We start from the raw sequence: 24,184 nt of genomic DNA on the forward strand, positions 1-24,184 counted from the left end.
GAGGAGGCAGGGCGGATCAGTTGTCGAGCAGGTGGCGGACCTGGGCCTGGATGTCGTCGAGCTGGCGTCGCCGCTGCTCGTCTTCGCACAGCACCAGGAACACCACGTCCAGCAGGTGCTGTAGCGCGCTCTGGTACAGCAGCGGTTCGACATGCGGGCGATCGTCGTGCGCGGAGACCAGCAGCGGCAGGTGCGCATGCGCGCGCAGCGGGTTGCCGGTATGACGGGTCACGCTGACGACCTTGCCGCCACGATCGCTGAACAGGCGCGCCAGGCGGCAGTACGCCGCCTGCTGGCCATGTTCGGAGAACACCACCAGCGCATCGCCGGGCGTGGCCATCAGCACGCCGGTCGGCATCAGCACCGGATCGAAGTGATGGATCGTCATGAAGCCCAGCGACGAGAGCCGGATCGCGAACGAGCGTGCGGCGATGCTGTCCTCGCCGACGCCGAGCACGAAGATCTTCCCGGCCTGGCGAATGAACTCGACGATCTGGTCGATGCTGCCTTCGGGATTGATCAGCCGGGTTTCTTCCTCGGCGCGCGCCTTGGTCTGCCACAGCTCGGCGGCCAGCAGGTTGTGCGGGCTGTCGTCGTGGCCGGCGCTGGAGGCCGTGCCATGCTCGCCGTTGCGGGCGATCGATTCGCCGATCGAATACTTCAGGTCCGGATAGCCCTTGAACCCCAGCTTCTGGCTGAACTTGACGACGCTGGACTGGCTGATGCCCAGTGCGTCGGCCAACTGCTGCGAGGAGTAGTCGCGCAGGAAATGCGCGTTCTCCAGGATGTAATCCGCGATCCGGCGCTCGATGGCCGACATCTGGTCGCGCTCGGCTCGGATCTTGAGCAGGGGCATGGGGTCTGCGGCGTTCAGAGGGGCAGTGGTTCGTAGCCGCGGATCTCGCGGATGCCCAGCCCCGGCGCATCGCTGATCGAGATCTCGGATTCGTTGAAGGTCACGCCGCCCACGACCGGGTCGAAGGCGCACAGCGAGGGTCCGTCGAGGTCAACCTTGGTGATCACGTCGGCCTTGGCGACCGCCAGGTGCACGGCGGCGGCCACGCTGATGCTGGTCTCGATCATGCAGCCGATCATGCAGTCGACACCGTAGATGCCCGCGATGTCGGCGATCTTGATCGCGTTCGACAGCCCGCCGGTCTTCATCAGCTTGATGTTGATGATGTCGGCCGCCCGCTGCTTGATCAGGTCCAGCACTTCATCGGGGCCGAACACGCTCTCGTCGGCCATGACCGGCGTATGCACGCGGTCGGTGACGTACTTCAGGCCGGCGATGTCGTGCGCGCGGACCGGCTGCTCCAGCAGCTCCAGGTGCACGCCGGCATCCTCCAGCGTGCGCATGGCATAGACCGCCTGCTTCGCCGTCCAGCCCTGGTTGGCGTCAAGGCGGAGCAGGGCACGGCCCTCGACGGCGGCGTGGATCGCCTTGACGCGTTCGATGTCGACGCCGATGTCCTTGCCGACCTTGATCTTCAGCGACGCGAAGCCGCGATCGACTGCCGAGATCGAATCGGCCACCATCTTGTCGATGTAGTCGACGCTGATCGTCAGGTCGGTGGTGATGACCGGATCGCCGCCGCCGAGCATCTTGTACAGCGGCGCGCCATAGAGCTGCGCGAACAGGTCGTAGATCGCGATCTCGACCGCAGCCTTGGCGCTGTTGTTGCGCTCCAGCGCGGTCTGGATCAGCCGGGTGATGCGGTTGAGGTTGGCGATTTCCTCGCCGACGATACGCGGTGCGATGATCTTCGAGATCGCCTCGATGATCGAACCATGGGTGTCGCCGGTGATGACCGCGGTCGCGGCCGCCTCGCCATAGCCGACATGGCCGGTATCGGTGTGCACGCTGACGACCACGTCCTCGACGATGGTGACGGTGCGCAGCGCGGTCTTGAATGGCGTCTTCAGTGGTACGCGTACCATGCCGAGACGCACTTCGGTGATCTTCATGCAGTCGGGGTCCTGCCGGGGCGTCCGGCCGATAGGGAAGCCTCAGGGGCGGATGCGCTGGATGCTGGTGATGCGGTCGACCGTCTGCTGCTCGGCGTTGGCCAGCATCGGCAGCACCGGGGTCACAACGACGCCGTTGAGCGCGAGCCGCTTGAACTCGCCGGCCGCGTTGCGATAGTTCATGCCGGCGGTGTCGTGGATCACGTAGGTATCGCCGTTCTCCTGGCCGATCACCATCATCACGTGGCCGGGGATGTAGATCAGGTCGCCCACCTGGGCCTCGCGCAGCAGCTTCAGGCGCTGCGCGTGGCTGACGCTGTCGTCGACCACGATCCGGTTCAACGCCGGGCTGACCGCCTGCGCGCTGGTATTGCGCGGCAGCAGGATGCCGAAGCTGCGATAGATCTCGGAGACGAAGCCACTGCAGTCGCGGGCGTTGTAGGCATGCCCCCAGCCGTAACGCTCGCCGAGGAACTTGAACGCCTGGCGCAGCAGGTGTTCCTTGGTCAGCGGCAGGTATCCAAGGCTCACGTCGGCCGAGCGCGGGATCAGGGCCGGCACGAAGGCCAGTGAACCGTCCTTCTGGCGCGTTGGCAGCACGACCGCATGGCCGGTGTAGGGGTGCTGGCCATGCAGCGGCTGGTCGGCCGGCCAGTCGGCCAGCGGCAGGCGCACGCCCATGTCCAGTTGCACCTCCGAGACGTCCGCGTGCTCGGGGTTGAACACGGTGCGCGCGGTGGCGCCGGTCACGACCAGGAACGGGGCCTTGCGCGCATAGCCGAGCACCGCCTCGCGTTCGCCCAGCGCGATGTGCTTCTTCTCGACCCACGCCGCGTACGTCTGGCTGACCACGAAGTACCAGTTGCGGTCGCGGCTTTCGTGCACCACCGCGACCGGCGTGCCGGGGAACAGCGCGCTTTCCTGGAAACGGTCGATGTCGTTGTCGCCCGGCGCACTGAACACCCGCAGGTGCGTGGGGAACGCGCGCAGGTCGGCGCGATGCACCACCATGCCGAACCGCGTGACCTGGGTCTGCGGCAGGGCGCGCAGGTCCAGCGCGGTGATCAGCTTGTCGATCGCGCGGCTGGTGCCTTCCTTGCCGGCTTCGTCGTACAGCGTGCGTGTCGGGCGGCTCGAGACCGCGTCGATCCAGGCCCGCACCTGTTCGGCTTCGAGCGTGACCGGCAGGGCGTCGAGGTCGTGGATCGAGCCATCCAGTCGCTGCATGACCGCATTCTGGGTCGCAACGCCGTCGCCATCGAAGATCATCCGGTCCGCATTGCGGACGCGCTTGATCCAGTAGTCGGCCGAGAACTGCACTTCGCGCACGCCCGGTACGTCATGGTCGCGCGCCTGGGGCTCGGCCGGCGGGTCTGCCGCGACCGCAGGGCAGGCCACGGCCAGCGCCAGCAATCCCATCGCCAGCAGCGCGAACAGGGACCAGCCCTGGCGGCGCCGCGTCGGCCGGTCATCGACGTGAATCGATGCGCCCGGACGGGCGGAGCGATTGTCGGGAAGCACCATGCAGGATCTCCGGGCACGCGAATCGTTCAAGAATAATCCCTTTCATTTGGTTGGAAATCAAGAATAAAAAATTGACAAACGCCGTCCGGCAATGCTAATCAGGATCCAAGCGGTCATGACCAGGATGGTACCCACAGGGGGGGATGACACAGGCAGGGCATTGATGGCGCCGTCCAGGTGGCCAGGATCCTGCCGCGCCCGCAACGCCATTGTTTTGTTTGTTCCAAGCCACCTTACTCATTGACCAGCTTTAGGGGAGCCGCATGCCTGTCTCACGCCACATTCCAGAGGTTCGTACGCTTACCGCTGCGCTCTTGGTCGCCATCACGGCGTCCGGCAGTGCGTTCGCGCAATCCAACACCGCGTCGCAGGGGCAGCCCGCTGCGTCCACCCTGGATGCGGTCACCGTCACGGGTTCGCGCATCAAGCGCACCGAAGTGGAAACCGCGCTTCCGATCACCGTGATCCAGAAGAGCGACATCACGGCACAGGGCATCACCTCGGCCGAGCAGTTGCTGATGTACCTCAACATCGCCAGCAACAGCGGCGACAGCCTGGCCGCCAACAGCGGCATCGCGCCTCCGGGTACGCGCGGCAACAACGGCGTGTCCGGTGCCAACCTGCGTGGACAGGGCGCCGATGCGACGCTGGTCCTGCTCAACGGCCGCCGCGTCGCGACGCATGGCCTGGCCGGCCAGGTGGTCGACCTGAACTCGATCCCGTTCTCGGCCATCGAGCGCGTCGAAGTGCTGCGTGACGGTGCCTCGGCCGTCTACGGCACCGACGCCATCGGCGGCGTTATCAACTTCATCACCCGCAGCGACTACCAGGGCGCCGGAGTGACCACCAACATCGACGCCACCCATGACGGCGGCGGCAACATCTATTCGGCGAACGTCATCGCTGGCTTCGGTGACCTCGATGTCGACCGCTGGAATGTCTGGGGCACGCTGAGCTACAAGAAGAACAACATCCTGCGCGGCAGCGACCGCGACTTCGCCAACAGCTTCCAGCCCGACCGCGGCCTGTCGCCCGATACCAGCGGCCCGCCGTTCGCGACGGTGACCGCTTTGGCCGGCGGTCTGATCACCGGTGGACTGGTCGATCCGCTCGACAACACGCAGCAGACGCGTGTAAACATCCTCGATCTCCCCGGCGCGGCAGGCTGCGAAGCCGGCGGCGACATGATGGGTCCGTACGACGAGCGCATCTGGGCGACCCCGGTCAACCGCTACGCCTGCGCCTGGGACTACGGCCGCGCACGCACGATCCAGCAGCCGGTCGAGTCCACGCAGTTCCTCGGCCGCGCGACCTTCAAGATCTCCGACCGCCACCAGGCCTACATCGAGGCGATGGGCTCGGAAGTCATTGCCACGCGTCACTTCGAAGCGCAGCAGATCTCGAGCTCGATCGGTGCCACGCCGACGGCCGAGGCGGTCGCACTGAATCCGTATCCGCTGAACGACCTGACCCGCGACACCTACAACATGGTGTACGACGCGCTGGTCGACTACTTCGGCACCGCCAACATGGTCTACGGCAATCCGATCAACTACCGCTGGCGCTGCTACGCCTGCGGCCCGCGCCAGATCGAGACCACGACGCGCTCGACCCGCGTGCTGGTCGGCTTTGAAGGCGAACTGGGAAGCTGGGACTACAACATCGGCCTGTCGCGTGCGGCCAGCCGCTCGTCCTCGATCCTCGGCAGCGGCTATTACTACACGCCGCAGCTGAAGCAGATCCTGGGCGCCGGACTGCTGAACCCGTTCCTGATGCCCGGCCAGGAGCAGAGCGCTGCCGCCATGGCTGCCTTGCAGGCTGCGTCCGCGCAGGGCGTCGAGCTCTACGGCGGCGACAGCACCAGCACCATCATCGACGCCAGCTTCGCGGGCGGTCTCGGTTTCAACCTGCCGGGCGGCGAAGTGCAGGCCGCGGTGGGCGTGGACCTGCGTCGCGAGGAATACAGCTTCAATGGCCCGCCGAGCGCGGGTGGCGGCAATGCCTGGATCTTCGGTGCCCCCGGCGACGCCGCCAACTACCTCGCTCCGGTCAGCCGCGACGTCAAGGCGACCTTCGCCGAGGTCTACCTGCCGATCTTCGACTCGCTGGAAGTGACGGTGGCCGGCCGCTACGACCGTTACGACGGATTCGGTTCCACCACCAATCCCAAGTACTCGTTCAAGTACCAGCCGGTCGACTGGCTGGCGTTCCGCGGCGCCTACAGCACCGGCTTCAAGGTGCCCAGCTTCGTGCAGCTGTTCCGCGGCATCACCGAGACGCCGTACACCGCACGCGGCATCGCCGATCCGGCGACCTGCCCGAGCGGCAACCCGAACCCGGCGATTCCCGGCTGCGCCGAGATCACGCCGAACATCCTGACGGGCGGCAATCCCAACCTGGCGCCTGAAGAAGCCAAGCAGCGCAGCATCGGCTTCGTGCTTGCGCCCAGCCCGAACTTCAACCTCAGCGTCGATCTGTGGGAGATCGAGCGCATGTCGACGATCCGCTCCGGCGTCAGCGTCGACACCCTGATCGCCGACTACGACCTGTTCACCGCCAACTGGATCCGCGATGCCAGCGGCGCGGTGGTGCAGCTCGACCAGCGCTTCGTCAACACCGGCGGCACGTTGACCCGCGGCGTCGAGATCGATGCCAACCTGCTGGGAGAACTGGCCGGCGGCAACTGGCGCGTCCACCTCAACGGCAACTACCTCGATACCTTCAAGACCAAGAGCCTGGAATCCCAGCCTTACAGCGCCAACCTGGTCGGCGAGTACGACAACTACTTCAACCTGCCGCTGAAGTGGAAGCACACCCTGGGCGTGAGCTGGGCCAAGGGTGACTGGATGCACACCCTGACCCAGATCTACCGCGACGGGTACAAGGACTACATCCCGCCGGGCCTGCGCAATGGCGTCTACACCCCGTCTGCGTATGACGCGAATGTCGACGAGTACATCACCTACAACTACAGCGTGGCCTGGACCGGCATGGAGAACGCCCGCGTGACCCTGGGCGTGCGCAACCTGCTCAACACCGACCCGCCGTTCACGCTGCGCTACCTCGACCACGGCGACGGCGCCGCCTGGGAATCCCGCGTCGCTGACCCGCGCGGCCGTTCCTATAACGTGCAGTTCGAGTACACGTTCTGGTAATGCGGGTGCAAGGCTGATCCGGCGACGTCGCTTCCACGACGTTGCTGGATGCGGAAAAGAAAACGGCCTGATTGCAGGCCGTTTTTTATGGATGGACGCCCGTCCGATAGCGCCTGCGCTCGCAGGCGACCATGGCGCGGAACGTGCCTTCCGAGATCGTCATGCCCTCCCGGGCCAGATGCGTGGCAGGGAAGCGACGCGGGGACGTCGTATCCCAGGCTTCCACGTCGCCATCGGGGGATTCCGTCACCGGAACACCTCCGACGTTGGCGAACAGGGTGCCGGGTGGAAACGACTCTGGTAGCGGACGTGTGGTCATGGCGCCATTGTCCGGCGCGCCGTCGCGTGGGTTGAGATTGGCGCTGCCATCGTATGGTCATGGCAAAAAACGAAAAACCCGGCATCAAGCCGGGTTCGTCGAAATCGTGCTGCGTCTGGTGGGCGGTACAGGGATCGAACCTGTGACCCTTGCCGTGTGAAGGCAATGCTCTACCGCTGAGCTAACCGCCCGAAGATGGAGACCCCTGGACCTGGCCGGGACCGGTGGGAGGAGGGCGATGTTCTGCTGGACTCTTCCCCGGTTGTGCTGGCCTGGTGGCCGACAACCGGATCGGGACGCGAATTCTACGGGCTCGCGCGGGACTCGGCAAGCCGGGCAGGGCGCGGCAATGCGCCCTGTGGCGCGGAGCGGTTACTCCAGCTGGGAACGGGCGTAGTCCGCGTCGAGGGCCTCCATGGCGTCGGCGGGCTTCAGCTTGCCTGCCTTCTCGTAGGCTGCGGCGGCAGCATCCTCCTGCTTGTCGCCGTGCAGCAGCATCAGCACGTTGCCGTGCTCGATATGGGCGATCGGGGAGTCCGGCGTCAGTTTCAGCGCGGTCTTGATGTGCAATTGGGCCTCGCTGGCCTTGGCGCCATAGGTCAGGCCGCCGATCATTGCGCCGATCTTGCCGATGATCTCGGCGTGGTACAGGGCCAGCGCGGTATGCGCCTCGGCATGCTTGGGGGCCAGTTTCAGCGTGGTGTCCAGCGACTGCCGGACCTTGCCGGCGATCCCCTGCTGCAACGCCTTGGCGATGCTCAGGCCCTGGCTGTAGCGGCCCAGCGCGAAGGCGTGGCGATAGTGGTGGTTGGCCTCGTCGGGCATCGCCTTGATCGCGGCCTCGGCCAGTTGCGCGGCCTGTTCGAAGCGCTTGAGCTTCTCGGCGTCGGCGGCGACCAGGTAGGTGGCATGGATGCCGATGGCCTTGGTGGCGACCGATGCGCCGATCGGCCCCAACGCCTCGGCCGCTTCGAATGCGGCCTTGAAGTCGCCGGCATGGAAGGCGCGCCAGGCCTCCTGCAGGGCTTCGGCCAGGCCATCGGCGTCGAGCCCCTTGGGTGCGTGTTTGCCCGCGGCCTTGAGCAATGCGGCCGCGCGCTTGCTGTCGGGGAAGGGTTCAAGGTCGCCGGCATGCAGGCGCGGCCAGGCTTTCTTCAGGGCGTCGCCCGCGTAGCGGTAGGGCTTGCTGTCATGCGGGAACGCGGTCCAGGTGGACTTGGCCATCGGAATGTCCTTTGCGGTGGTCGGGTCAGTCTGTGTAGGCGCGGACCAACTGGTTGAGGTGCACGCGTTCGGCGTCGCGCAGGAACGGCGACAGCAGCATCATCACCTGCACGATGCCGTCGCGGATCGCGACGTGCTCGTCCTTCTCGCCACGCACGCCCGAGTAGTTGAGCCAGAACGTCGCCAGCACCAGCAGGTTGGTCGCGGCGGCGTCGAGCTCGGCGGCGGAGGCGCGGATGACGTCGGCTTGCGAGAGGCCGCGCATGACGTTGCGCGCGCGTTCGTCGGCGCGCTTGAGCAGGCGGGCGAAGCGGATGCGCAGGCGCCGGTTGCGGCTGAGGATTTCCAGCAGGTCGCGATAGAGGAAGCGGTAATCCCAGATGCACTCGAACACCAGGTGCAGTTGCAGCCAGATGTCTTCCAGCCCGGGCAGCCGGCCATCGGGTGGGGTCAGGGCGTCATCCATGCGCTGCTCGTAGCGCACGAACAGTTGCTCGATGATGTCGTCCTTGTTGCGGAAGTGGTAGTACAGGTTGCCGGGGCTGATCTCCAGCTCGTCGGCGATGTGGTTGGTGGTGACCGTCGGCTCGCCCTGCGCGTTGAACATCGCAAGCGAGCGCGAAAGGATCCGCTGGCGCGTGTCCCTTGCCATCGTCGTCGTTGCGCCCGGAGGCCGGCTCAGCCGGCCAATGTCTTGACCAGGGCGATGTATTGCTGCTTCGCAGCATCCTGCGCGGTGCCTTTCAGCTTGCCCCAGGCCTCGTACTTGGCGGTGCCGACGAAGTCGAAGAAGCCGGGCTTTTCGCCGGAGACATCGCCGTCAGCGCCCTGCTTGTACAGCGCGTACAACCGCAGCAGGGTGTCGTTGTCGGGGCGTTCCGGCAGCGTCTTGACGTCTTTGGCGGCCTGTTCGAATGCCTGCTGCAGATCTGCTTGCTTGGAACCAGCCATAGTGTCCTCCCGGTGGCGTGGCGCCATGACACCACGCGCCCCGGGGGCGGTCAATACGCCTGCGGATTGTCCTGCCGCCCCGGCTCTGGCAACGTAGTGGCGGGAGGGCGCCCGCCTGCGCCGGTACATCATCTGGGAGCAAGTCTGATGGCTTATTTCGTTACCGGTGCCACGGGTTTCATCGGTCGTTACCTGGTCGACAAGCTGCTGCGGCGCAAGGGCACGATCCACGTGCTGGTGCGCGAGGATTCGCAGAAGAAATTCGATGCGATCGCCACGTCGATGGGGTGGGACCGCAAGCGCGTGGTCGTGGTGACCGGCGACATGACCAAGCCCAAATGCGGACTTACTGCCGTCCAGCTGCGGGCCCTGTCCGGCAAGGTCAAGCACTTCTTCCATCTCGCCGCGATCTACGACCTGACCGCGAACGCCGAGGCGCAGCGCACGGCCAATGTCGATGGCACCCAGCATGCGCTGGACCTTGCGGCGGCGCTGAAGGCGGGATGCTTCCACCACACCAGTTCGATCGCAGCGGCGGGCCTGTATCCGGGCATCTTCCGCGAGGACATGTTCGACGAGGCGGAAGGGCTCGACGATCCCTATCTGCGCACCAAGCATGATTCCGAAGGCCTGGTACGCGAGGAAACCCGCATTCCCTGGCGCGTCTATCGCCCGGGCATGGTCGTGGGCCATTCGCAGACCGGGCAGATGGACAAGATCGACGGACCGTACTACTTCTTCAGCTTCATCAAGAAGCTGCGCCAGATGCTGCCGCCGTGGATGCCGACGCTGGGCCTCGAAGGCGGGCGCATCAACATCGTGCCGGTCGATTTCGTGGTCGATGCGATGGACCACATCGCGCACAAGCACAGGCTGGACGGGCATACCTTCCACCTGACCGATCCCGAGCCGATGCGGGTGGGCGAGGTGCTCAACACGTTCTGCCGGGCAGGGCACGCGCCAGAGATGACGATGCGCATTGATGCGCGGATGTTCGCGTTCGTGCCGTCGGGGATCCGTGGCGCGGTCGGCAGCCTGCCGCCGGTCAAGCGCTTCATCGGCATGCTGTTGCGCGACTTCCGCATTCCCAAGGAGGTGTTGAAGTTCATCACCTATCCGACGCGCTTCGACAGCCGCGAGACCGAGCGTACGCTCAAGGGCAGCGGCATCGCGGTGCCGAGGCTGGAAACCTACGCGTGGCGACTCTGGGATCATTGGGAGCGCCATCTCGATCCCGATCTGTTTATCGATCGCTCGCTGAAGGGCAAGGTCCGCAACAAGGTCGTCGTCATCACCGGCGGCTCGTCCGGCATTGGCCTGTCGACCGCGCAGCGCGTCGCCGAAGCCGGCGCGGTGACGGTGATCGTTGCGCGCGGTAAGGAGGAACTGTTCAAGGCCCGCGACGAGATGAAGGCCAAGGGCGGCAAGGTGTTCGCTTATACGGCGGACCTGGCCGACATGGCCGACTGCGACCGCCTGGTGGAGAAGATCCTGAAGGAGCACGGCCATGTCGACGTGCTGATCAACAACGCAGGGCGCTCGATCCGGCGTTCGATCGAACTCAGCTACGACCGTTTCCACGATTTCGAGCGCACGATGCAGCTGAACTACTTCGGCAGCCTGCGGTTGATCATGGGGTTCATGCCGACGATGACCAAGCGTCGCAAGGGCCACATCATCAACATCAGTTCGATCGGCGTGCTGGCCAATTCGCCGCGGTTTTCCGCCTACGTGGCATCGAAGGCCGCACTGGACGCGTTCAGCCGTTGCGCCCAGGGCGAGCTGTCGGGCAAGGGCATCAGTTTCACCACGATCAACATGCCGCTGGTGAAGACGCCGATGATCGCCCCGACCAAGATGTACGACAGCGTGCCGACCCTGACCCCGGAAGAAGCCGCCGACCTGCTGGTCAAGGCGATCATCGAAAAGCCCAGCCGCATCGCCACGCGCCTGGGCATCTTCTCGGCCCTGCTCAACGCCGTCGCCCCGAAGGCCTACGAAGTGGTCATGAACACCGCGTTCGAACTGTTCCCGGATTCGGCGGCGGCCAAGGGCGACCGCGACGCACTGCGCGACGAAACCCCGAGCCAGGAACAGATCGCCTTCGCCGCCATGATGCGAGGCGTGCACTGGTAGGGCGGGTCAGCCCCGCCGCGCTTGCGCCAGCCCCGGACATCCAGCGCCGTTCCGGACAGCCCTCAATAGGGTCGGCACTCAATAGGACCGGCACTGCCGGAACCGTACCCGCTGCCCACTGTCGGCGGATGCGCTGAGCTGGATCCGCGAGGAGGCGATGTCCGGGTGGCGCTCCATCAACGGGCAGATGCGTTCGAAGGCATCGCCGTCGACGGCGGCAAGGAACACATGCAGCGTCGACTGGCTTTCCCAGATCACGCGATCGACCTCGGGCAACGTGGAGATCGCGGCGACCACGGCGTCGCGTTGTTCCGCGATGCTCAACGCGGCGTCTTCTGCGGGCGTGGCCGCTTGTTCCTCCGTCGTGCTGGATACGGCAGGATCCGTCGTCGTGACCGGTACCTCGGTCGCAACCGCAGCGCCCGCTGGCGTTGCAGGCGTTACCGCTGGGGGCATCGCAGGGGGCGAGGGTGCCGCCTGCTCAGGCGTGGACGATCCCGAGGGATAGAGAGCGAACGCCGCTACCGCCGCGAGCAGGGCCAGCAGCCAGGCCAGCAGCGTCCGGCGGCGTGCGACCAGGTAGCTCTCGGCCACGATGGCCTTGCGCTGGTCGGCAGGCACCGCGCCACGCAACAACGGCCACAGGGCGCGGCCGTCGAGCAGTTCGATCTGTTGCGAGGCGGCGATCGGGTAGGCGGCCTGTTCGATGCGCCCCTGGGTCACCAGGAAGCCGCCGGAGGCATTTTTCATGCGCATGTCGTCGGCGAGCTGCTGCACGTCGGCGATGCCCAGTACGAAGGCGCTGCCGTGCTTGCACGACAGCAGCCACTGCTCGCCATCGCGGGTCAGGATCAGGTCGCTCTCGCCACCGGTCACGCCTTCCAGGTCGGTCGCCGTGCGGAATCCGCGCAAGGCCAATTGGCCCAGGACCGTGCGCAGGAACTGGCGCCATGACGTGCCCGACAGCGCGACGATGCCGGCATCGGTCTCGTCGCGTGGCCGCACGATACCGAAGAAATAGACGGTGCCCGCCACGCCGATGAACAGCATCACGCTGATGGAAACCAACCACTGCGACATCAGGCCCATCTCGATTCCCCAACCGGGGGCAAGAATACCGGAATCGACGCAGGGCATATGAGGGTGCCGTGAAAGCGCGCTACGACCCGAAGTTCTGCCGTCGCTGCGGCTCAGCGCCGTTGCCGCCTGCGTGCCTTCGGAGGCGCGCAGGCATCTCCTGCAGTCACAGATGCCCTCAAGGCAACGATGCCGTCAAGGCGACCTGCGTTGACGGCATCGTGACGCGGCACGGTGAGCGCGGTCGCGGCCACGCTGCGCCCGCGAACGGGCACTCGAGGTCAGGCGCATCACCTTCCAGATCGAAGGCCTGATCGACTACCCGATCGGATCAGGTGCCGGACTTGCTGGCCTTTTTTGCGGGTGCGCGCTTCGCGGCGGTCTTGCTGGCCGCCTTGCGGGGCGCGGCCTTCTTTGCCGGCGCGGCCTTCGCGGCAGGCTTGGCGGCGGCGGTCTTGTCCGCGACCGGCTTGCGCGCGGCCTTGCGGGCCCGTGCGGGCACGGCAGTGCTGGTGCGGCGCAGTTCGCGCGTCAGCGTGTCGACGCGGTTGCTGAGGTCGTGCAGGTCATCGCGACCGGGCACGCCGAGCTTCAGCAGGGCGCGCTGCACGCGCTCCTCGAAGACCTTCTCCAGCCGGTCCCAGGTATCTGTGGCGCGTTCGCGCGCGAGCTCGACGCGGTTCTCGACCGCGTCGCGGACCTGGTCCGCGCGACCGCCGGCCAGCTTGCGTGCGGTCTTCTCCAGGTTCAGGCCTTCCTTGACGAGGCCTTCGAACAGGCGGGTGCCCTCGGTCTGCGCACGGCCGAAGGCGCCGACGCCGGCCAGCCAGATCTGCTGCGCCGATTCGCTGAGCGACTTCGAGAGGCCTTCGGCCTGTGCCTGCAGGTCGGGCTTGGCCGACTTGCTGCGGCCGCCGGATTTCGGAGGACTGGTCTTCGTGGACTTCTTGAACTTGGCCATGATGCGCTCCCACGGTTGGATGATCGGTTGGTGCCCAGACTGGGTGCGTTGTCTAGAGCAATCACACCAGCGATGGCCGGGTCAGGTCGGCGGGGGCTGTTGATGTCGTGCGGATGTGATGCGGATGTGATGCGGATGTCATGCTTCGGGCGTGCGCAAGCGGGCGGCAATGCGCGGGCATCAGCGCGTGCGCCGGCGTCCCGCGCGCTGGCGGCCTGCGGCCTTCCGGCTGTCGATCAGATGCGCGGTGTCGTCGAGCGCGCGCCGCAGCCGGGCGGTGGTATCGGTGCTGGCCGGCGGCTGCAGGGCCAGGCCATCGACGATGCTGCGGCGGCGCGCACCGAGGATGTCTTCGCGCAGGCCGATGCCATGGGCCGCCAACATCGGGCCGAGCACGTGCTTGCGTTTGCGCAGGTCGTCCAGGGTGTTGCGGTAGGCAAGCTCGCAGACGCGCTGGCGCGCCGAGAAACTGAAGAGGTTGGTGAAGAACAGCTCGCTGTCGCCGGCATTGGGCTCGAACAGCAACTGGTCGATATCCGGGTACTGGCGCGGGTACTTCTCCATGCCGATCTGCATCCGCGACTGCAGCAGGGTCCGCAGCGTCTGCGACAGCACGCTGGGCAGTCCGCCGCTGGCCAGCCCCAGGTGGTCGGCTTCCCCGGCCTGGCGCGGTGCGCGGCTGGCGTCGAACGGTACCAGCGGATTGATGCCGATCATCAGGTCGATGCCGCGATCAAGCACGGTCGAGGCATGCATGGTCCGCCGCAGCGCGCCATCCAGGAAGTGGCGACCATTGATCTCGACTGGCGGATACAGTCCTGGCAGCGCCGCGCTGGCCTGCACGGCCTGCGAGATCGGCACCGCGTCCCAGCCGGGTTCGCCGAAGCGCACAGCCTCGCCGCTATCGAGATCGACCGCGACCACGAACAGGTCGGCATCGAGTTCGCGGAAATCGTTGCTGCGCCCGCGACGGGTAAAGGTGTGGCGCAGGAAGCCTTCCAGGGCCTGGTTGTCGAACGCACCGGTCGGCACCAGGCCGCCGAAGCGCTGGATCAGGCTCGACCATCGCAGCGCCTTGCGCGGGCTGCGCAGCAGGTGGCCGAGCCATTGCTGGTACAGGCGCGGCAGCGTGGACGCGCGGCGCAGGTATTCGGACACGTTGGGACGCAGGAAGGTCTCGGGCCGGAATTGGATGTCGTCGCTGGTGCCGGTGATGAAGGCCCGGCACATCTCTGCGGTGCCGATCCGGTTGGCCAGTCCGGCGGCGAGGAACGCGCCGCTGCTGACGCCGACATAGCAGTCCAGCCGGGTCAACTCGACGCCATCGAGCGCTTCGTCGAGTGCGCGCAATGCACCGAGCTCGTACATGCCGCCGATTGGTCCGCCGCCGGCAATGGCCAGGCCGACCTTGGCCGGATGGCCGGGCTTGCGGGATGCGCGTCGACGTGCGGAATGAACGGTGAGCATGCGATGCCGGTGCGGTGGATGCGCCCCGAGTCTAGCCGAGCGGATTGGAAGGAATACTCAAGCCCCGGCATGGTCTGTCAGCGTCCGTGGGAGCGCCCATGGGCGCGATGAGGCTTTTTCCGTGAAAGTCCGTTCGCGCCCATCGGCGCTCCCACGGGTTGCAGTTGCCGCCGGCCGATGGGCGTAGCACGATGCGCGCATGAGTGCTGACGACAGTGACCGCCTTGCCCGCCTGATGGCCCGGCACCAGGCGCTGCATGATCCGGCCGTCGAGCCGCGCAACCAGTCGCCATGGCTGGCAGAGTTGCGGCGCTGGCAGTCGGCGCGACTCAAGCGCAGTTTCCGGCGGTTCCTGCATGACCCCAGGCGCCGGCCGGCGGCCGGGTTTTTCCTGACCGATGTCTATGGGGAGCGTGATTTCAGCCGTCGCGATTCCGACATCGCGCGCGTGCTGCCGATGATGCGGCGACTGCTGCCGGACAAATTGCTTGTCACGGTGGCCGATGCGATCGAGCTGGGCGTGGTGACGCAGACGTTGGACCTGTCGATGGTCGACGTGCTGCAACGGCTGGCGCCGCGTCGGCGCAGGCTCGATGAAGCGCTGTACGCCGAGGCCTATCGCGAGGTGGGCGACCAAGCGGCGCGGGCACGCCAGATCGCGCTGATCGGCAAGGTCGGGCGCGGCTTCGGCAAGGCACTGAAGCTACCCGGGGTCGCGGCGCTGCTGGCGTTCTCGCGCGGACCCGCGAAGCTGGCAGGGCTCAGCGAACTGCAGGGCTTCCTGGAGCGCGGCTTCGGCGCGTTCGAAACGCTGGGTGACGTCGAGGATTTCATCCGCGAGATCGAGCTCGAAGAGAGCGAGCTCTCGCAGCGGCTGTTTGCCGGCGATCCGGCCGCTTTCGAGACGGCTTAGGGTCCGAACGGCCTGGGTTTCGGACCGCCTGGGTCTCCATGGGGTCCGGACGGTGTAGGGCTCAGGTGGTGCTGGGTCCGGATGGTGCAGGGCTGTCAGGCGTGCCGGCCTGGGGTCAGAACTTTTCCTGCAGTACGCGGCGGATCTCGGCCTCGATCGGTCCCTTCAGCGCCGACAGCAGGAAGCCCAGGCTGGCGGTCACATGCAACTGCTTGGGTTCGATGGCGATCTTGCCGTCGACACCGGAGCGGGCGAAGTTCAGCACGTCGCCATCCCAGTCGTACGCCACGTCGAAACGCTCGGCCAGCTTCACGGCGACCTGTTCGACGGCGGCACGGGCCTTGGCCTTGGGCAGGGCATGGGGATGACGGATATCGATGGCGGACATGGGCGGATTCCAGCGGGCTGACCAATCGCTATTGTGCGGGCGCCGGGCGCATCCACCAAGGGTGCGGCCGTGCCCTGTTCACGTGTGCCCGGGGGACGCGCCTGCTATCGGCTGCAGGGGCTCACCGCGCAACGGCCGCCGTGTTAGATTTGCGCCCTTATGGAAGCCGCCACACTGCGATTCGCCGACCGGAGCAGGGAAGACCTGCCGCTGTCCCTTGGCGTGCACGAGATCGGTCGCAACGGCGACCAGCTTGCGCCGGTGGCGACCGGCGAGACCGGCGCGGTCCGTTTCTGCGTGGACCGGCGTGGTGTCTGGCTGACGCTGGCCGAGGGCGTGCGCGGCGTGCACGTCAATGGCCGCCGCATCCATCGCATGGCGATGCTGCGGGTGGGCGATGCGATCTATGTCGACGGCATCGAACTGCGACTGGTGTCCAGCCGGGTGCAGACGCCGACCGACAGCATGCGTTCGCAGACCGATGGCCTGGCCGATCCGCGCATCGTGTTGCGGGGTGTCGGCGGTCAGTACCACGGCCGCAGCTTCACGCTGGATCGTCCTCGCCTGGTCGGACGCAGCGAGGATGCCGACATCCGCATCGACGATCCGACCTTCGCCGATCGCCACGCGCGCCTGGAGCTGGTGCAGGACCGTGTGGTGCTGCGAGACCTGGGATCGGCCGAAGGCAGCCTGGTCAACGGCGAAAGCGTGCGCGATGCGGTGATGTATTCAGGCGACCAGATCGTGTTCGATGCGCATCATCGTTTCGTCGTCGAGGCGCCGCGGCGTCCGCCGGCCAATGGTGGTCCCGCACCGGTCACCAATGCCGCCGATGCCGCCCACGATCCGTTGCATGTCCAGCCCGAAGCGCGTCGCCCGAGCTGGCGCTTGCCGTGGCTGCTGCTGGCGGCGGTGCTGATCGCCTGCATGCTGGCCGTGCTGCTGTTGTTCGGGCAGGCCTGACGCGTTGCGGGTGAAGTCGTCCGGGGCTGTCTAGGCCCGAAGCCGTTCCCGATGCAGGCCCTCCCGACGCTTGGCAATGGCGCGCCGAAGCCTTCAGGCACTGCTGCGGGCGCTTCGCGTGATGCGTGACGTCCGCCATGCACGCCAGGCGCGCCAGCCCAGCAGGGCGGCCAGGATCACGGCATAGAGCAGCGGTTCGCGGATGTCGGATTTGACGATCCACCAGAAGTGCAGCACGGCAAGGATCGCGATCGGATAGATCAGCTTGTGCAGCTTCGACCAGCGACGTCCCAGTCGACGCATCCAGCCTTGCGTCGAGGTCACCGCCAGTGGCACCAGCAGCAGCCATGCAGCGAAACCCACGGTGATGTAGGGCCGTTTGACGATCTCTTCGGCGATCTGTGCCCAGTAACCGCCGAGGTCCAGCACCAGGTAGGCCGCAAGATGCAGGCTGGCGTAGACGAAGGCATACAGGCCCAGCATGCGCCGGAAGCGGACCAGCACCGACAGGCCCGTCAGTTGCCGCAGCGGCGTGATCGCCAGCGTGACCAGCAGCAGGCGCAGTGCCCACAGGCCCAGCAGGTGTTCGATGGCCGACACCGGGTCGGCGCCCAGCGCATCGATGTCGGCGCCGCTGTAGACGCGCCAGAAGCGCCAGCACAGCTCGGCCAGCGGTGCCAGCGCCAGCGCATGCAGCAGCGCCTTGGCTGCGATCAACGACGCGGAGGTCCTGGCCATCGGCGTGCGGCCCTCAGCTCAGAACCATCGCTTCAGGTCCATGCCGGCATACAGCGAGGCGACCTGGTCGCCATAGCCGTTGAACTTGAGCGTCGGTGTGCGATCCGCGAACAGGCGATTGGCCGTGCCGGCGATGCGACGCTCGGTCTTCTGGCTCCAGCGCGGATGGTCGACCTCGGGATTGACGTTGCTGAAGAAGCCGTATTCGCTGGGCTGCAGGATGTTCCAGGCCGTGGGCGGCATGCGCTCGGTGAATCGGATCTGGACGATCGACTTGATGCTCTTGAAGCCGTACTTCCACGGCACCACCAATCGCAACGGCGCGCCGTTCTGCTGCGGCAGCGCCTTGCCGTACAGGCCGGTGGCCAGAAAGCCCAGCGGGTGCATGGCCTCATCGATGCGCAGGCCTTCGCGGTACGGCCAGTCGATCGAGCGCACGCGCATGCCGGGCATCTGCTGGCGGTCGGCCAGCGTGGTGAAGGCGACGTACTTGGCCTTCGACGTGGGTTCGAAGCGCCGGAGCACCGACGCCAGCGACACGCCCTGCCACGGGATCACCATCGACCAGCCTTCGACGCAGCGTAGGCGGTAGATGCGGTCCTCGACCGGCAGGCCCTTCAGCAGGTCTTCGAAGGACACCGTGCCCGGCTTGGCGCACTCGCCGGCGACCTCGACCGCCCAGGGCGAGGTGCGCAGGGTCTTGGCCGCGCGCGAGGGGTCGGCTTTGCCGGTGCCGAACTCGTAGAAGTTGTTGTAGCTGGTGATGTCCTCGTAACGGGTCTGGACTTCGCTGGTCCTGAAGCCGGTCGCGCTGCCGCGCGGGGGACTGGTTGCCCCGGCGGCCGTGGACGGGGGCGGCGGCTCGGCATCGGCACAACCGGCCAGCGACAGCGCCGGCAACGAGGCCGCCAGCGCCAGCCACTGGCGGCGCTGGCGGAAGAAGGTTTCGTCGGTAACCTGATGTTCCGGGATCCGCAGCGCGTCGCGCAGGCTCATCGTCGTTCTCCGTGGGGCGTGTGGGCCGGTTCAATGGAGTGTCGCGGCCGCCGGAAAGTTTCACAGCGCGCCATGTCGCGTGCTGTTGCGGTGCGGCATACTAGCGGTTTCCCCATGAAGCCGGCGGGACGACACCATGACGCGCGCGTACAACTTTGCTCCGGGACCGGCGGCTCTGCCGGAGGTCGTCCTGCGACAGGCGCAGGAGGAACTGCTGGAGTGGGGCAACGCCGGTGCCTCGATCGTCGAGCTGAGCCATCGCGGGCCCGAGTTCATGCAGGTCGCGGCCGAGGCCGAGGCCGACCTGCGCAGGCTGGTCGGCGTGCCCGATGACTACGCCGTGCTGTTCCTGCCCGGCGGCGCGACCACCCAGCAGGCGCTGATCGCGCTGAACTTCGCCTCGCAGGGCGACGTGGTCGACTACGTGATCTCCGGCCACTGGGGCAGGACGGCGCTGAAGCAGCTGACCCCGGCGCTGTCGGTCAACATCGCCGCCAGCGGTGAAACCGATGGCTACCGCAGCATCCCGGCGCGCGAGACCTGGCAGCTCAGCAAGGGCGCCGCCTACGTCCACATCACCGCCAATGAGACCATCCATGGCGTCGAGTTCCGTCCCGCCTGGGGCGAGACCGCGCCGGACGTTGGCGATGCGCCGCTGTTCGCCGACTTCAGCTCCAACATCGCGTCCGGTCCGCTCGACGTCTCGCGCTACGGCCTGATCTATGCCGGTGCGCAGAAGAACCTGGGGCCGGTCGGCATCTCGGTGGTCATCGTCCGCCGCGAGCTGCTGGAGCGCGCGGGCCAGCCGCGTGCGCACATGTTCAATTACAAGGCGCAGCTCGAACACGATTCGATGCTCAACACTCCGCCGACCTACAACTGGTATCTGGCCGGGCTGGTGTTCAAGTGGATGCTGGCCGAAGGCGGCGTGACCGCGTTCGACCGTCTCAGCGATCAAAAGTCGGCGCTGCTGTACGACGCGATCGACGGCTCCGGTGGCTTTTACAGTAACCAGGTCGATCCGACGGTGCGCTCGCGGATGAACGTGCCGTTCTTCCTGGCCGACGAATCGCGCAACGACGCCTTTCTGGCGGGAGCGCGCGATGCTGGCCTGATCGGCCTGAAGGGACATCGCGTGCTCGGTGGCATGCGCGCCTCGATCTACAACGCCATGCCGCTGACCGGCGTGCAGGCCCTCGTCGATTACATGCAGGATTTCGTGAAGCGTCATGGCTAAGTCAAGCAAACAGGCAACAGGCAAGAAGACACCCGCAGGCAAGACCGTGGTGGCCAAGGTATCGCCCGCCAAGCCGGTCGTGAGCGCTGAAGCGGCCAGCAGGAAGGCCGTCGGCCAGCCTGCAGCCCGCAAGCCCGCAGCGGGCAAGCTGTCATCCGGCAAGCAGGCCGCCGTCGCGACCGACGCAGGCGCAGGCCGCGCCGCGCTCAGCACCTCGTCGACCAGCCGTCGCAAGGCCGTGGCCGCGCAGGGCAAGCCCGACCTGTCGGCGGTGCGCGAGCAGATCGATGGCATCGACCGCGAGATCCAGAGCCTGATCGCCGAGCGTGCGCTGTGGGCGCACCAGGTCGGCAAGGCCAAGGGCAAGCTGGCGGCGGCGATCGACTACTACCGGCCCGAGCGCGAAGCGCAGGTGCTGCGTCGCGTCGTCGATCGCAACGATGGCCCCTTGTCGGACGAGGTGCTGGTGCGCCTGTTCCGCGAAATCATGTCCGCCTGCCTGGCCCAGCAGGAGCCGCTGAAGATCGGCTACCTCGGTCCGGAAGGCACGTTCTCGCAGCAGGCCGTGCACAAGCACTTCGGCCATTCCGCGAAGGGTCTGCCGCTGGCGACGATCGAAGAAGTTTTCGACGAAGTGGCGGCCGGCAATGCCGACTTCGGCGTGGTTCCGGTGGAAAACTCGGGGCAGGGGACGATCCAGTCCACGCTGGACCTGTTCCTGACCTCGCCGCTGAAGATCTGCGGTGAAGTCGAGCTGCGCGTGCACCAGTACCTGCTGTCGCGGACGGGTCGCATCGAAGACATCGAACGCATCTACTCGCATGGCCTGTCGCTGGCGCAGTGCAAGGGCTGGCTGCGCGAGAACCTGCCCAAGGCCGAGAAGCATGCGGTCGTCAGCAACGCCGAAGGCGTGCGCCGTGCGCGCAGTTCAGACGATGCCGGCGCCATCGGCGGCGAGAACGCCGCGCATGTCTACGGCATGAAGGTCGTGGCCGGTCCGATCGAGGACCGCAGCGACAACACCACGCGCTTCCTGGTCATCGGCCGCGCCTCGTTCCCGCCGTCGGGCCACGACCGGACATCGTTGATGGTGTTCATCCGCGACCAGCCCGGCGCGCTGTACCGCATCCTCGAGCCGCTGGCGCGCCGCGACATCAGCATGAACCGCATCGAATCGCGTCCGGCGCACGGCAAGCTGTGGCAGTACGCGTTCTTCATCGACGTCGCCGGCCATGCCGAAGAGTCCCCGCTGAAGGACGCACTGGCCGAGATCGACGATTTTGCCGGCGACGTGCGCGTGCTTGGTTCGTACCCGGTCGCTGTACCGTGAGCGGCGCGGTGAACGCCTCCTGGATCGCCGCGTCGCGCGGTGAGCCGCTGCGCGGCGAACTCTCCGTCCCCGGCGACAAGTCGGTCTCGCATCGCGCCATCATGCTGGCCTCGCTGGCCGATGGCGTTTCGCGGATCGAAGGCTTCCTCGAAGGCGAGGATGCGCGCGCGACCGAAGCGATCTTCCGGCGCATGGGCGTCCGTATCGAAACCCCGGCCGATGGCGTGCGCGTGGTCCATGGCGTCGGCATCGACGGCCTGCGCGCGTCCGATGGCGCGCTCGACTGCGGCAATGCCGGAACCGGCATGCGCCTGCTTGCCGGCCTGCTGAGCGGCCAGGCATTCGACTCCACGCTGATCGGCGATGCGTCGCTGAGCAAGCGCCCGATGCGCCGCGTCACCGCGCCGTTGGCGCAGATGGGCGCGCGCATCGACGCAGAACCCGGCGACCTGCCGCCGCTGCATGTGCGCGGCGGCCAGCGGTTGCATGGGATCGCATTCGACAATGTGCTCGCCAGCGCGCAGGTCAAGTCGGCGCTGCTGCTGGCAGGCCTGTATGCCGAAGGCGAGACCACCGTGCACGAGCCGCGCCCGACACGCGACTACACCGAGCGCATGCTGTCGGCGTTCGGCTGGCCGATCACGTTCTCTGCCGGTATCGCCACGCTCACCGGCGGGCATCGCCTGACGGCCACCGACGTGCTGGTGCCTGCGGACTTCTCGTCGGCGGCCTTTTTCCTGGTCGCCGCGTCGCTGGTGCCGGGATCCGAGTTGCGGCTGCGCCGCGTCGGCATGAATCCGCGACGCACCGGCCTGCTGCATGTGCTGCGGCTGATGGGCGCGGACATCCGTGAAGAAAACCACGGCGAGCAGGGAGGCGAACCGGTCGCCGACCTGATCGTGCGGCATGCCCCCCTGCATGGCATCGAAGTGCCGGTGCAGCACGTGCCGGACATGATCGACGAGTTCCCGATCCTGTTCATCGCCGCGACCGGTGCCGAGGGCACGACCGTCGTCCGCGGCGCGGAGGAACTGCGCGTCAAGGAATCCGACCGTATCGCGACGATGGCGGCGGGACTGGCGGCGATCGGCGTGCCGATCGAGGAAGCCCACGATGGTGCGACCATCCACGGCAATCGTGGCGGCCTGCGTTCGGGTCGTGTCGACAGCCACGGCGACCATCGCATCGCGATGTCGTTCTCGGTTGCGGCGCAGCTCGGCAGCGCGGACGTCGTCATCGACGACGTGGCCAATGTCGCGACCTCGTTCCCCGGCTTCAATGCCTTGGCGCGCGGCGTCGGTTTCGGATTGCGCCCTGCCTGAGAAACACAACCCCCGGCAGCGGATGCTGACCGGGGGTTGGCTCCCCATGCGATGCCGACGCCATGGGCGATGTCGGCTCACTCACTTCGCTCGCTTACTGCTGCAAGGTGAAGTCCACCGGCACGCGAACGCTGGCCGCAACGGCCTTGCCGTTCTGGATCGCCGGCTCGAACGTCCACTGGCTGACCGCCTTGACCGCAGCGCGATCGAAGTCGCGCGAGCGCGAACCGCTGCGTTCTGTCACCACCACATTGGACGGCATGCCTTGGGTATCGATATCGGCCGTCACCACGACGCTGCCGGTTTCCCCTGCGCGGCGTGCAGCCGCGGGATACTCGGGCTCGACGCGCGTCGCGACTTCCGGTCCACGGTTCGCAGGGCGGGCCGGCGTTGCCGGACGTTCGCGCGGTGCGGGGCGTGCCGCCGGGGCTGGCGTGGTGGTATCAGGTAGCGGGGCGATGGCATCGTTGGCCGGCGTCGGCAACGTCGCGTTGTCGCGGTTGCCGCCACCGGAGCCCAGGAAGTACCAGGCGGCCGCGACCAGTGCAATCAGCAGCAGGATCCACAGCAGTGGACTGATACCGGCTTTCGGTGGCGGTACGTCGGTCAGCGGCGGCTGCGTGGCGTCCGGGTGACGCGGGTCATGGGGCGAGCGGATCGGGTCTGACATGTCAGGTACCTCCAGTGGGTCACGCCCGGAGGGTTCCACAGCGCTCGTCCACGCGCTGTCACGGCGGTGTGCAGGCCAGGTCAATTCCCGGGCCTGCATTCAGCTACGCCGACCGGCCATTCCGGCGGCCGTTGCGAGAGATCAGTTCTCCGGCGTGAAACGGATCGACTGCTGGATCCTGCCCGGCACCGCGACGCCGTCCTGCATGGCAGGACGGAAGCGCCAACGCCGCACCGCAGCGGCAGCGGCGCGGTCCAGCGAGCGATAGCGGCTGCTGCTGACCACTTCGACCGCGGTCGGCTTGCCTTCGGCGTCGACATCGACCTGTAGGATCACTTCACCTTCCTGGCCCTGGCGCAGTGCATCGCGCGGATAGGCGGGCATCGGTCGCGAGATCGCCTCGGGCAGGGAGGCATTGGCCGTCGTCGCAGGCGTCGGCGTCTGCGTGCCAGGCGTACCCGGTGCCGGCGCAGCGGCCGGATCCACGGGGGCAGGGGTGTGCTGGTCGAGCCGGCTGTTGCGGGTGTCTTCGCGTTGCGCCTCGTCAAGGCCGCTGACGGCATCGGTGTCAGCCGGCAGCGGGGCAGGTAGTGGATCGAAGGCCTGGCCGGCGATCTCCCCGGGCGGATCGCCGGCACGGTAGAACTCGAATTCGTCGCGCTTGCTCCACCACAGCAGGGTGAACAGCAGCAGCCCCGCCGCGAACGCCGCGCCGATGACCCACCAGGCCAGTCGCGTCGGCAGCCATGGCGATCTGCGGGAGGGCGTGGCGCCGGGCTGGGCGGGCTTTGCCTGGGCCGGCTTTGGATGGGTTGGTGCAGTGGACATCATGGGTTCCGGAAGGG

General features: G+C 67.0%; 22 protein-coding genes and 1 tRNA gene. 7 read left to right on the forward strand and 16 right to left on the reverse strand.

Annotated features, from left to right (window positions below; all coding sequences use genetic code 11):
- Positions 1-16 precede the first annotated feature (16 nt).
- From ACYX7E_RS14005 to ACYX7E_RS14015, 3 genes are read right to left on the reverse strand one after another with little or no spacing between them, the layout of a single operon-like run.
- Complete coding sequence (locus ACYX7E_RS14005) at positions 17-856, reverse strand: MurR/RpiR family transcriptional regulator (RefSeq protein WP_462081204.1); 840 nt, start codon at positions 854-856, stop codon at positions 17-19.
- 14 nt (positions 857-870) lie between these two features.
- The gene (locus ACYX7E_RS14010; protein ID WP_462081205.1) at positions 871-1,968 is read right to left on the reverse strand and encodes a dipeptide epimerase; all 1,098 of its coding nucleotides are present in this window, start codon (positions 1,966-1,968) and stop codon (positions 871-873) included.
- Positions 1,969-2,010: 42 nt separating this feature from the next.
- Positions 2,011-3,450, reverse strand: coding sequence for a C40 family peptidase (locus tag ACYX7E_RS14015; RefSeq protein WP_462081322.1), 1,440 nt, complete (start codon positions 3,448-3,450; stop codon positions 2,011-2,013).
- Positions 3,451-3,806: 356 nt separating this feature from the next.
- Between ACYX7E_RS14015 and ACYX7E_RS14020 the strand changes: the two genes are divergently transcribed.
- Positions 3,807-6,647: a TonB-dependent receptor plug domain-containing protein gene (locus ACYX7E_RS14020; RefSeq protein ID WP_462081206.1), complete on the forward strand. Its 2,841-nt coding sequence runs from the start codon at positions 3,807-3,809 to the stop codon at positions 6,645-6,647.
- An 85-nt stretch (positions 6,648-6,732) separates the two neighbouring features.
- Here the strand turns inward: ACYX7E_RS14020 and ACYX7E_RS14025 are convergent, their stop codons facing one another.
- The 5 genes from ACYX7E_RS14025 to ACYX7E_RS14045 all read right to left on the reverse strand — a co-directional run bounded on the left by ACYX7E_RS14025 (position 6,733) and on the right by ACYX7E_RS14045 (position 9,141).
- Positions 6,733-6,966 carry a hypothetical protein gene (locus tag ACYX7E_RS14025; protein ID WP_462081207.1) on the reverse strand — a complete coding sequence of 78 codons (234 nt, stop codon included), beginning with the start codon at positions 6,964-6,966 and terminating at the stop codon, positions 6,733-6,735.
- A 116-nt stretch (positions 6,967-7,082) separates the two neighbouring features.
- Positions 7,083-7,157: transfer RNA gene (locus ACYX7E_RS14030), tRNA-Val, on the reverse strand.
- A 181-nt stretch (positions 7,158-7,338) separates the two neighbouring features.
- A complete protein-coding gene (locus ACYX7E_RS14035; protein ID WP_462081208.1) occupies positions 7,339-8,190 on the reverse strand; it encodes a hypothetical protein in 852 nt (283 codons plus the stop codon).
- Positions 8,191-8,215: 25 nt separating this feature from the next.
- Positions 8,216-8,842 (reverse strand): TetR/AcrR family transcriptional regulator, encoded by a 627-nt coding sequence (locus tag ACYX7E_RS14040; RefSeq protein ID WP_462081209.1) that lies wholly within the window; start codon positions 8,840-8,842, stop codon positions 8,216-8,218.
- A 26-nt stretch (positions 8,843-8,868) separates the two neighbouring features.
- On the reverse strand, positions 8,869-9,141 hold the full coding sequence (locus ACYX7E_RS14045) for an acyl-CoA-binding protein (protein ID WP_462081210.1): 273 nt from the start codon (positions 9,139-9,141) through the stop codon (positions 8,869-8,871).
- Positions 9,142-9,288: 147 nt separating this feature from the next.
- Here ACYX7E_RS14045 and ACYX7E_RS14050 point away from each other — a divergent pair, with 147 nt between their 5' ends.
- The gene (locus ACYX7E_RS14050; protein WP_462081211.1) at positions 9,289-11,277 is read left to right on the forward strand and encodes an SDR family oxidoreductase; all 1,989 of its coding nucleotides are present in this window, start codon (positions 9,289-9,291) and stop codon (positions 11,275-11,277) included.
- A gap of 78 nt (positions 11,278-11,355) precedes the next feature.
- Here the strand turns inward: ACYX7E_RS14050 and ACYX7E_RS14055 are convergent, their stop codons facing one another.
- The 3 genes from ACYX7E_RS14055 to ACYX7E_RS14065 form a co-directional block, all read right to left on the reverse strand.
- Positions 11,356-12,357, reverse strand: coding sequence for a restriction endonuclease (locus ACYX7E_RS14055; RefSeq protein ID WP_462081212.1), 1,002 nt, complete (start codon positions 12,355-12,357; stop codon positions 11,356-11,358).
- Positions 12,358-12,685: 328 nt separating this feature from the next.
- Positions 12,686-13,315 (reverse strand): phasin family protein, encoded by a 630-nt coding sequence (locus tag ACYX7E_RS14060; RefSeq protein ID WP_462081213.1) that lies wholly within the window; start codon positions 13,313-13,315, stop codon positions 12,686-12,688.
- Between the two features lie 180 nt (positions 13,316-13,495).
- Positions 13,496-14,782 (reverse strand): patatin-like phospholipase family protein, encoded by a 1,287-nt coding sequence (locus ACYX7E_RS14065; RefSeq protein WP_462081214.1) that lies wholly within the window; start codon positions 14,780-14,782, stop codon positions 13,496-13,498.
- A 199-nt stretch (positions 14,783-14,981) separates the two neighbouring features.
- Here ACYX7E_RS14065 and ACYX7E_RS14070 point away from each other — a divergent pair, with 199 nt between their 5' ends.
- On the forward strand, positions 14,982-15,695 hold the full coding sequence (locus ACYX7E_RS14070; protein ID WP_462081215.1) for an FFLEELY motif protein: 714 nt from the start codon (positions 14,982-14,984) through the stop codon (positions 15,693-15,695).
- Between the two features lie 115 nt (positions 15,696-15,810).
- Here ACYX7E_RS14070 and ACYX7E_RS14075 read toward each other — a convergent pair whose 3' ends face one another.
- A complete protein-coding gene (locus tag ACYX7E_RS14075) occupies positions 15,811-16,083 on the reverse strand; it encodes a polyhydroxyalkanoic acid system family protein (RefSeq protein ID WP_462081216.1) in 273 nt (90 codons plus the stop codon).
- A 159-nt stretch (positions 16,084-16,242) separates the two neighbouring features.
- Between ACYX7E_RS14075 and ACYX7E_RS14080 the strand changes: the two genes are divergently transcribed.
- On the forward strand, positions 16,243-17,046 hold the full coding sequence (locus ACYX7E_RS14080; protein WP_462081217.1) for an FHA domain-containing protein: 804 nt from the start codon (positions 16,243-16,245) through the stop codon (positions 17,044-17,046).
- 93 nt (positions 17,047-17,139) lie between these two features.
- Here ACYX7E_RS14080 and msrQ read toward each other — a convergent pair whose 3' ends face one another.
- Both msrQ and msrP read right to left on the reverse strand, forming a co-directional pair.
- Positions 17,140-17,784 (reverse strand): protein-methionine-sulfoxide reductase heme-binding subunit MsrQ, encoded by a 645-nt coding sequence (msrQ, locus tag ACYX7E_RS14085; RefSeq protein ID WP_462081218.1) that lies wholly within the window; start codon positions 17,782-17,784, stop codon positions 17,140-17,142.
- Positions 17,785-17,802: 18 nt separating this feature from the next.
- Entirely contained in the window at positions 17,803-18,780 is a 978-nt protein-coding gene (msrP, locus tag ACYX7E_RS14090) for a protein-methionine-sulfoxide reductase catalytic subunit MsrP (RefSeq protein WP_462081219.1), read from the reverse strand.
- 136 nt (positions 18,781-18,916) lie between these two features.
- Between msrP and serC the strand changes: the two genes are divergently transcribed.
- From serC to aroA, 3 genes are read left to right on the forward strand one after another with little or no spacing between them, the layout of a single operon-like run.
- Entirely contained in the window at positions 18,917-20,017 is a 1,101-nt protein-coding gene (gene serC / locus ACYX7E_RS14095; protein ID WP_462081220.1) for a 3-phosphoserine/phosphohydroxythreonine transaminase, read from the forward strand.
- Positions 20,010-21,347, forward strand: coding sequence for a prephenate dehydratase (gene pheA, locus ACYX7E_RS14100; protein ID WP_462081221.1), 1,338 nt, complete (start codon positions 20,010-20,012; stop codon positions 21,345-21,347). The genes serC and pheA overlap by 8 nt, the downstream gene beginning before the upstream one ends.
- 8 nt (positions 21,348-21,355) lie before the next feature.
- On the forward strand, positions 21,356-22,669 hold the full coding sequence (gene aroA, locus ACYX7E_RS14105) for a 3-phosphoshikimate 1-carboxyvinyltransferase (RefSeq protein WP_462081222.1): 1,314 nt from the start codon (positions 21,356-21,358) through the stop codon (positions 22,667-22,669).
- A gap of 94 nt (positions 22,670-22,763) precedes the next feature.
- On the opposite strand, the gene ACYX7E_RS14110 is transcribed toward aroA, so the two are convergent.
- Positions 22,764-23,339: an energy transducer TonB gene (locus ACYX7E_RS14110; RefSeq protein WP_462081223.1), complete on the reverse strand. Its 576-nt coding sequence runs from the start codon at positions 23,337-23,339 to the stop codon at positions 22,764-22,766.
- A gap of 141 nt (positions 23,340-23,480) precedes the next feature.
- Positions 23,481-24,167: an energy transducer TonB gene (locus ACYX7E_RS14115; protein WP_462081224.1), complete on the reverse strand. Its 687-nt coding sequence runs from the start codon at positions 24,165-24,167 to the stop codon at positions 23,481-23,483.
- Between the last annotated feature and the right edge of the window lie 17 nt (positions 24,168-24,184).

It is taken from the genome of Luteimonas sp. RIT-PG2_3, from assembly GCF_054902115.1.

What these genes read in the sequence shown, in the direction of transcription:
- ACYX7E_RS14005 (WP_462081204.1), bottom strand. Translation starts at nt 856, where the DNA reads ATGCCCCTGCTCAAGATCCGAGCCGAGCGCGACCAGATGTCGGCCATC.
- ACYX7E_RS14010 (WP_462081205.1), bottom strand. Translation starts at nt 1,968, where the DNA reads ATGAAGATCACCGAAGTGCGTCTCGGCATGGTACGCGTACCACTGAAG.
- ACYX7E_RS14025 (WP_462081207.1), bottom strand. Translation starts at nt 6,966, where the DNA reads ATGACCACACGTCCGCTACCAGAGTCGTTTCCACCCGGCACCCTGTTC.
- ACYX7E_RS14035 (WP_462081208.1), bottom strand. Translation starts at nt 8,190, where the DNA reads ATGGCCAAGTCCACCTGGACCGCGTTCCCGCATGACAGCAAGCCCTAC.
- ACYX7E_RS14040 (WP_462081209.1), bottom strand. Translation starts at nt 8,842, where the DNA reads ATGGCAAGGGACACGCGCCAGCGGATCCTTTCGCGCTCGCTTGCGATG.
- ACYX7E_RS14045 (WP_462081210.1), bottom strand. Translation starts at nt 9,141, where the DNA reads ATGGCTGGTTCCAAGCAAGCAGATCTGCAGCAGGCATTCGAACAGGCC.
- ACYX7E_RS14050 (WP_462081211.1), top strand. Translation starts at nt 9,289, where the DNA reads ATGGCTTATTTCGTTACCGGTGCCACGGGTTTCATCGGTCGTTACCTG.
- ACYX7E_RS14055 (WP_462081212.1), bottom strand. Translation starts at nt 12,357, where the DNA reads ATGTCGCAGTGGTTGGTTTCCATCAGCGTGATGCTGTTCATCGGCGTG.
- ACYX7E_RS14060 (WP_462081213.1), bottom strand. Translation starts at nt 13,315, where the DNA reads ATGGCCAAGTTCAAGAAGTCCACGAAGACCAGTCCTCCGAAATCCGGC.
- ACYX7E_RS14065 (WP_462081214.1), bottom strand. Translation starts at nt 14,782, where the DNA reads ATGCTCACCGTTCATTCCGCACGTCGACGCGCATCCCGCAAGCCCGGC.
- ACYX7E_RS14070 (WP_462081215.1), top strand. Translation starts at nt 14,982, where the DNA reads ATGAGTGCTGACGACAGTGACCGCCTTGCCCGCCTGATGGCCCGGCAC.
- ACYX7E_RS14075 (WP_462081216.1), bottom strand. Translation starts at nt 16,083, where the DNA reads ATGTCCGCCATCGATATCCGTCATCCCCATGCCCTGCCCAAGGCCAAG.
- ACYX7E_RS14080 (WP_462081217.1), top strand. Translation starts at nt 16,243, where the DNA reads ATGGAAGCCGCCACACTGCGATTCGCCGACCGGAGCAGGGAAGACCTG.
- msrQ (WP_462081218.1), bottom strand. Translation starts at nt 17,784, where the DNA reads ATGGCCAGGACCTCCGCGTCGTTGATCGCAGCCAAGGCGCTGCTGCAT.
- msrP (WP_462081219.1), bottom strand. Translation starts at nt 18,780, where the DNA reads ATGAGCCTGCGCGACGCGCTGCGGATCCCGGAACATCAGGTTACCGAC.
- serC (WP_462081220.1), top strand. Translation starts at nt 18,917, where the DNA reads ATGACGCGCGCGTACAACTTTGCTCCGGGACCGGCGGCTCTGCCGGAG.
- pheA (WP_462081221.1), top strand. Translation starts at nt 20,010, where the DNA reads ATGGCTAAGTCAAGCAAACAGGCAACAGGCAAGAAGACACCCGCAGGC.
- ACYX7E_RS14110 (WP_462081223.1), bottom strand. Translation starts at nt 23,339, where the DNA reads ATGTCAGACCCGATCCGCTCGCCCCATGACCCGCGTCACCCGGACGCC.
- ACYX7E_RS14115 (WP_462081224.1), bottom strand. Translation starts at nt 24,167, where the DNA reads ATGTCCACTGCACCAACCCATCCAAAGCCGGCCCAGGCAAAGCCCGCC.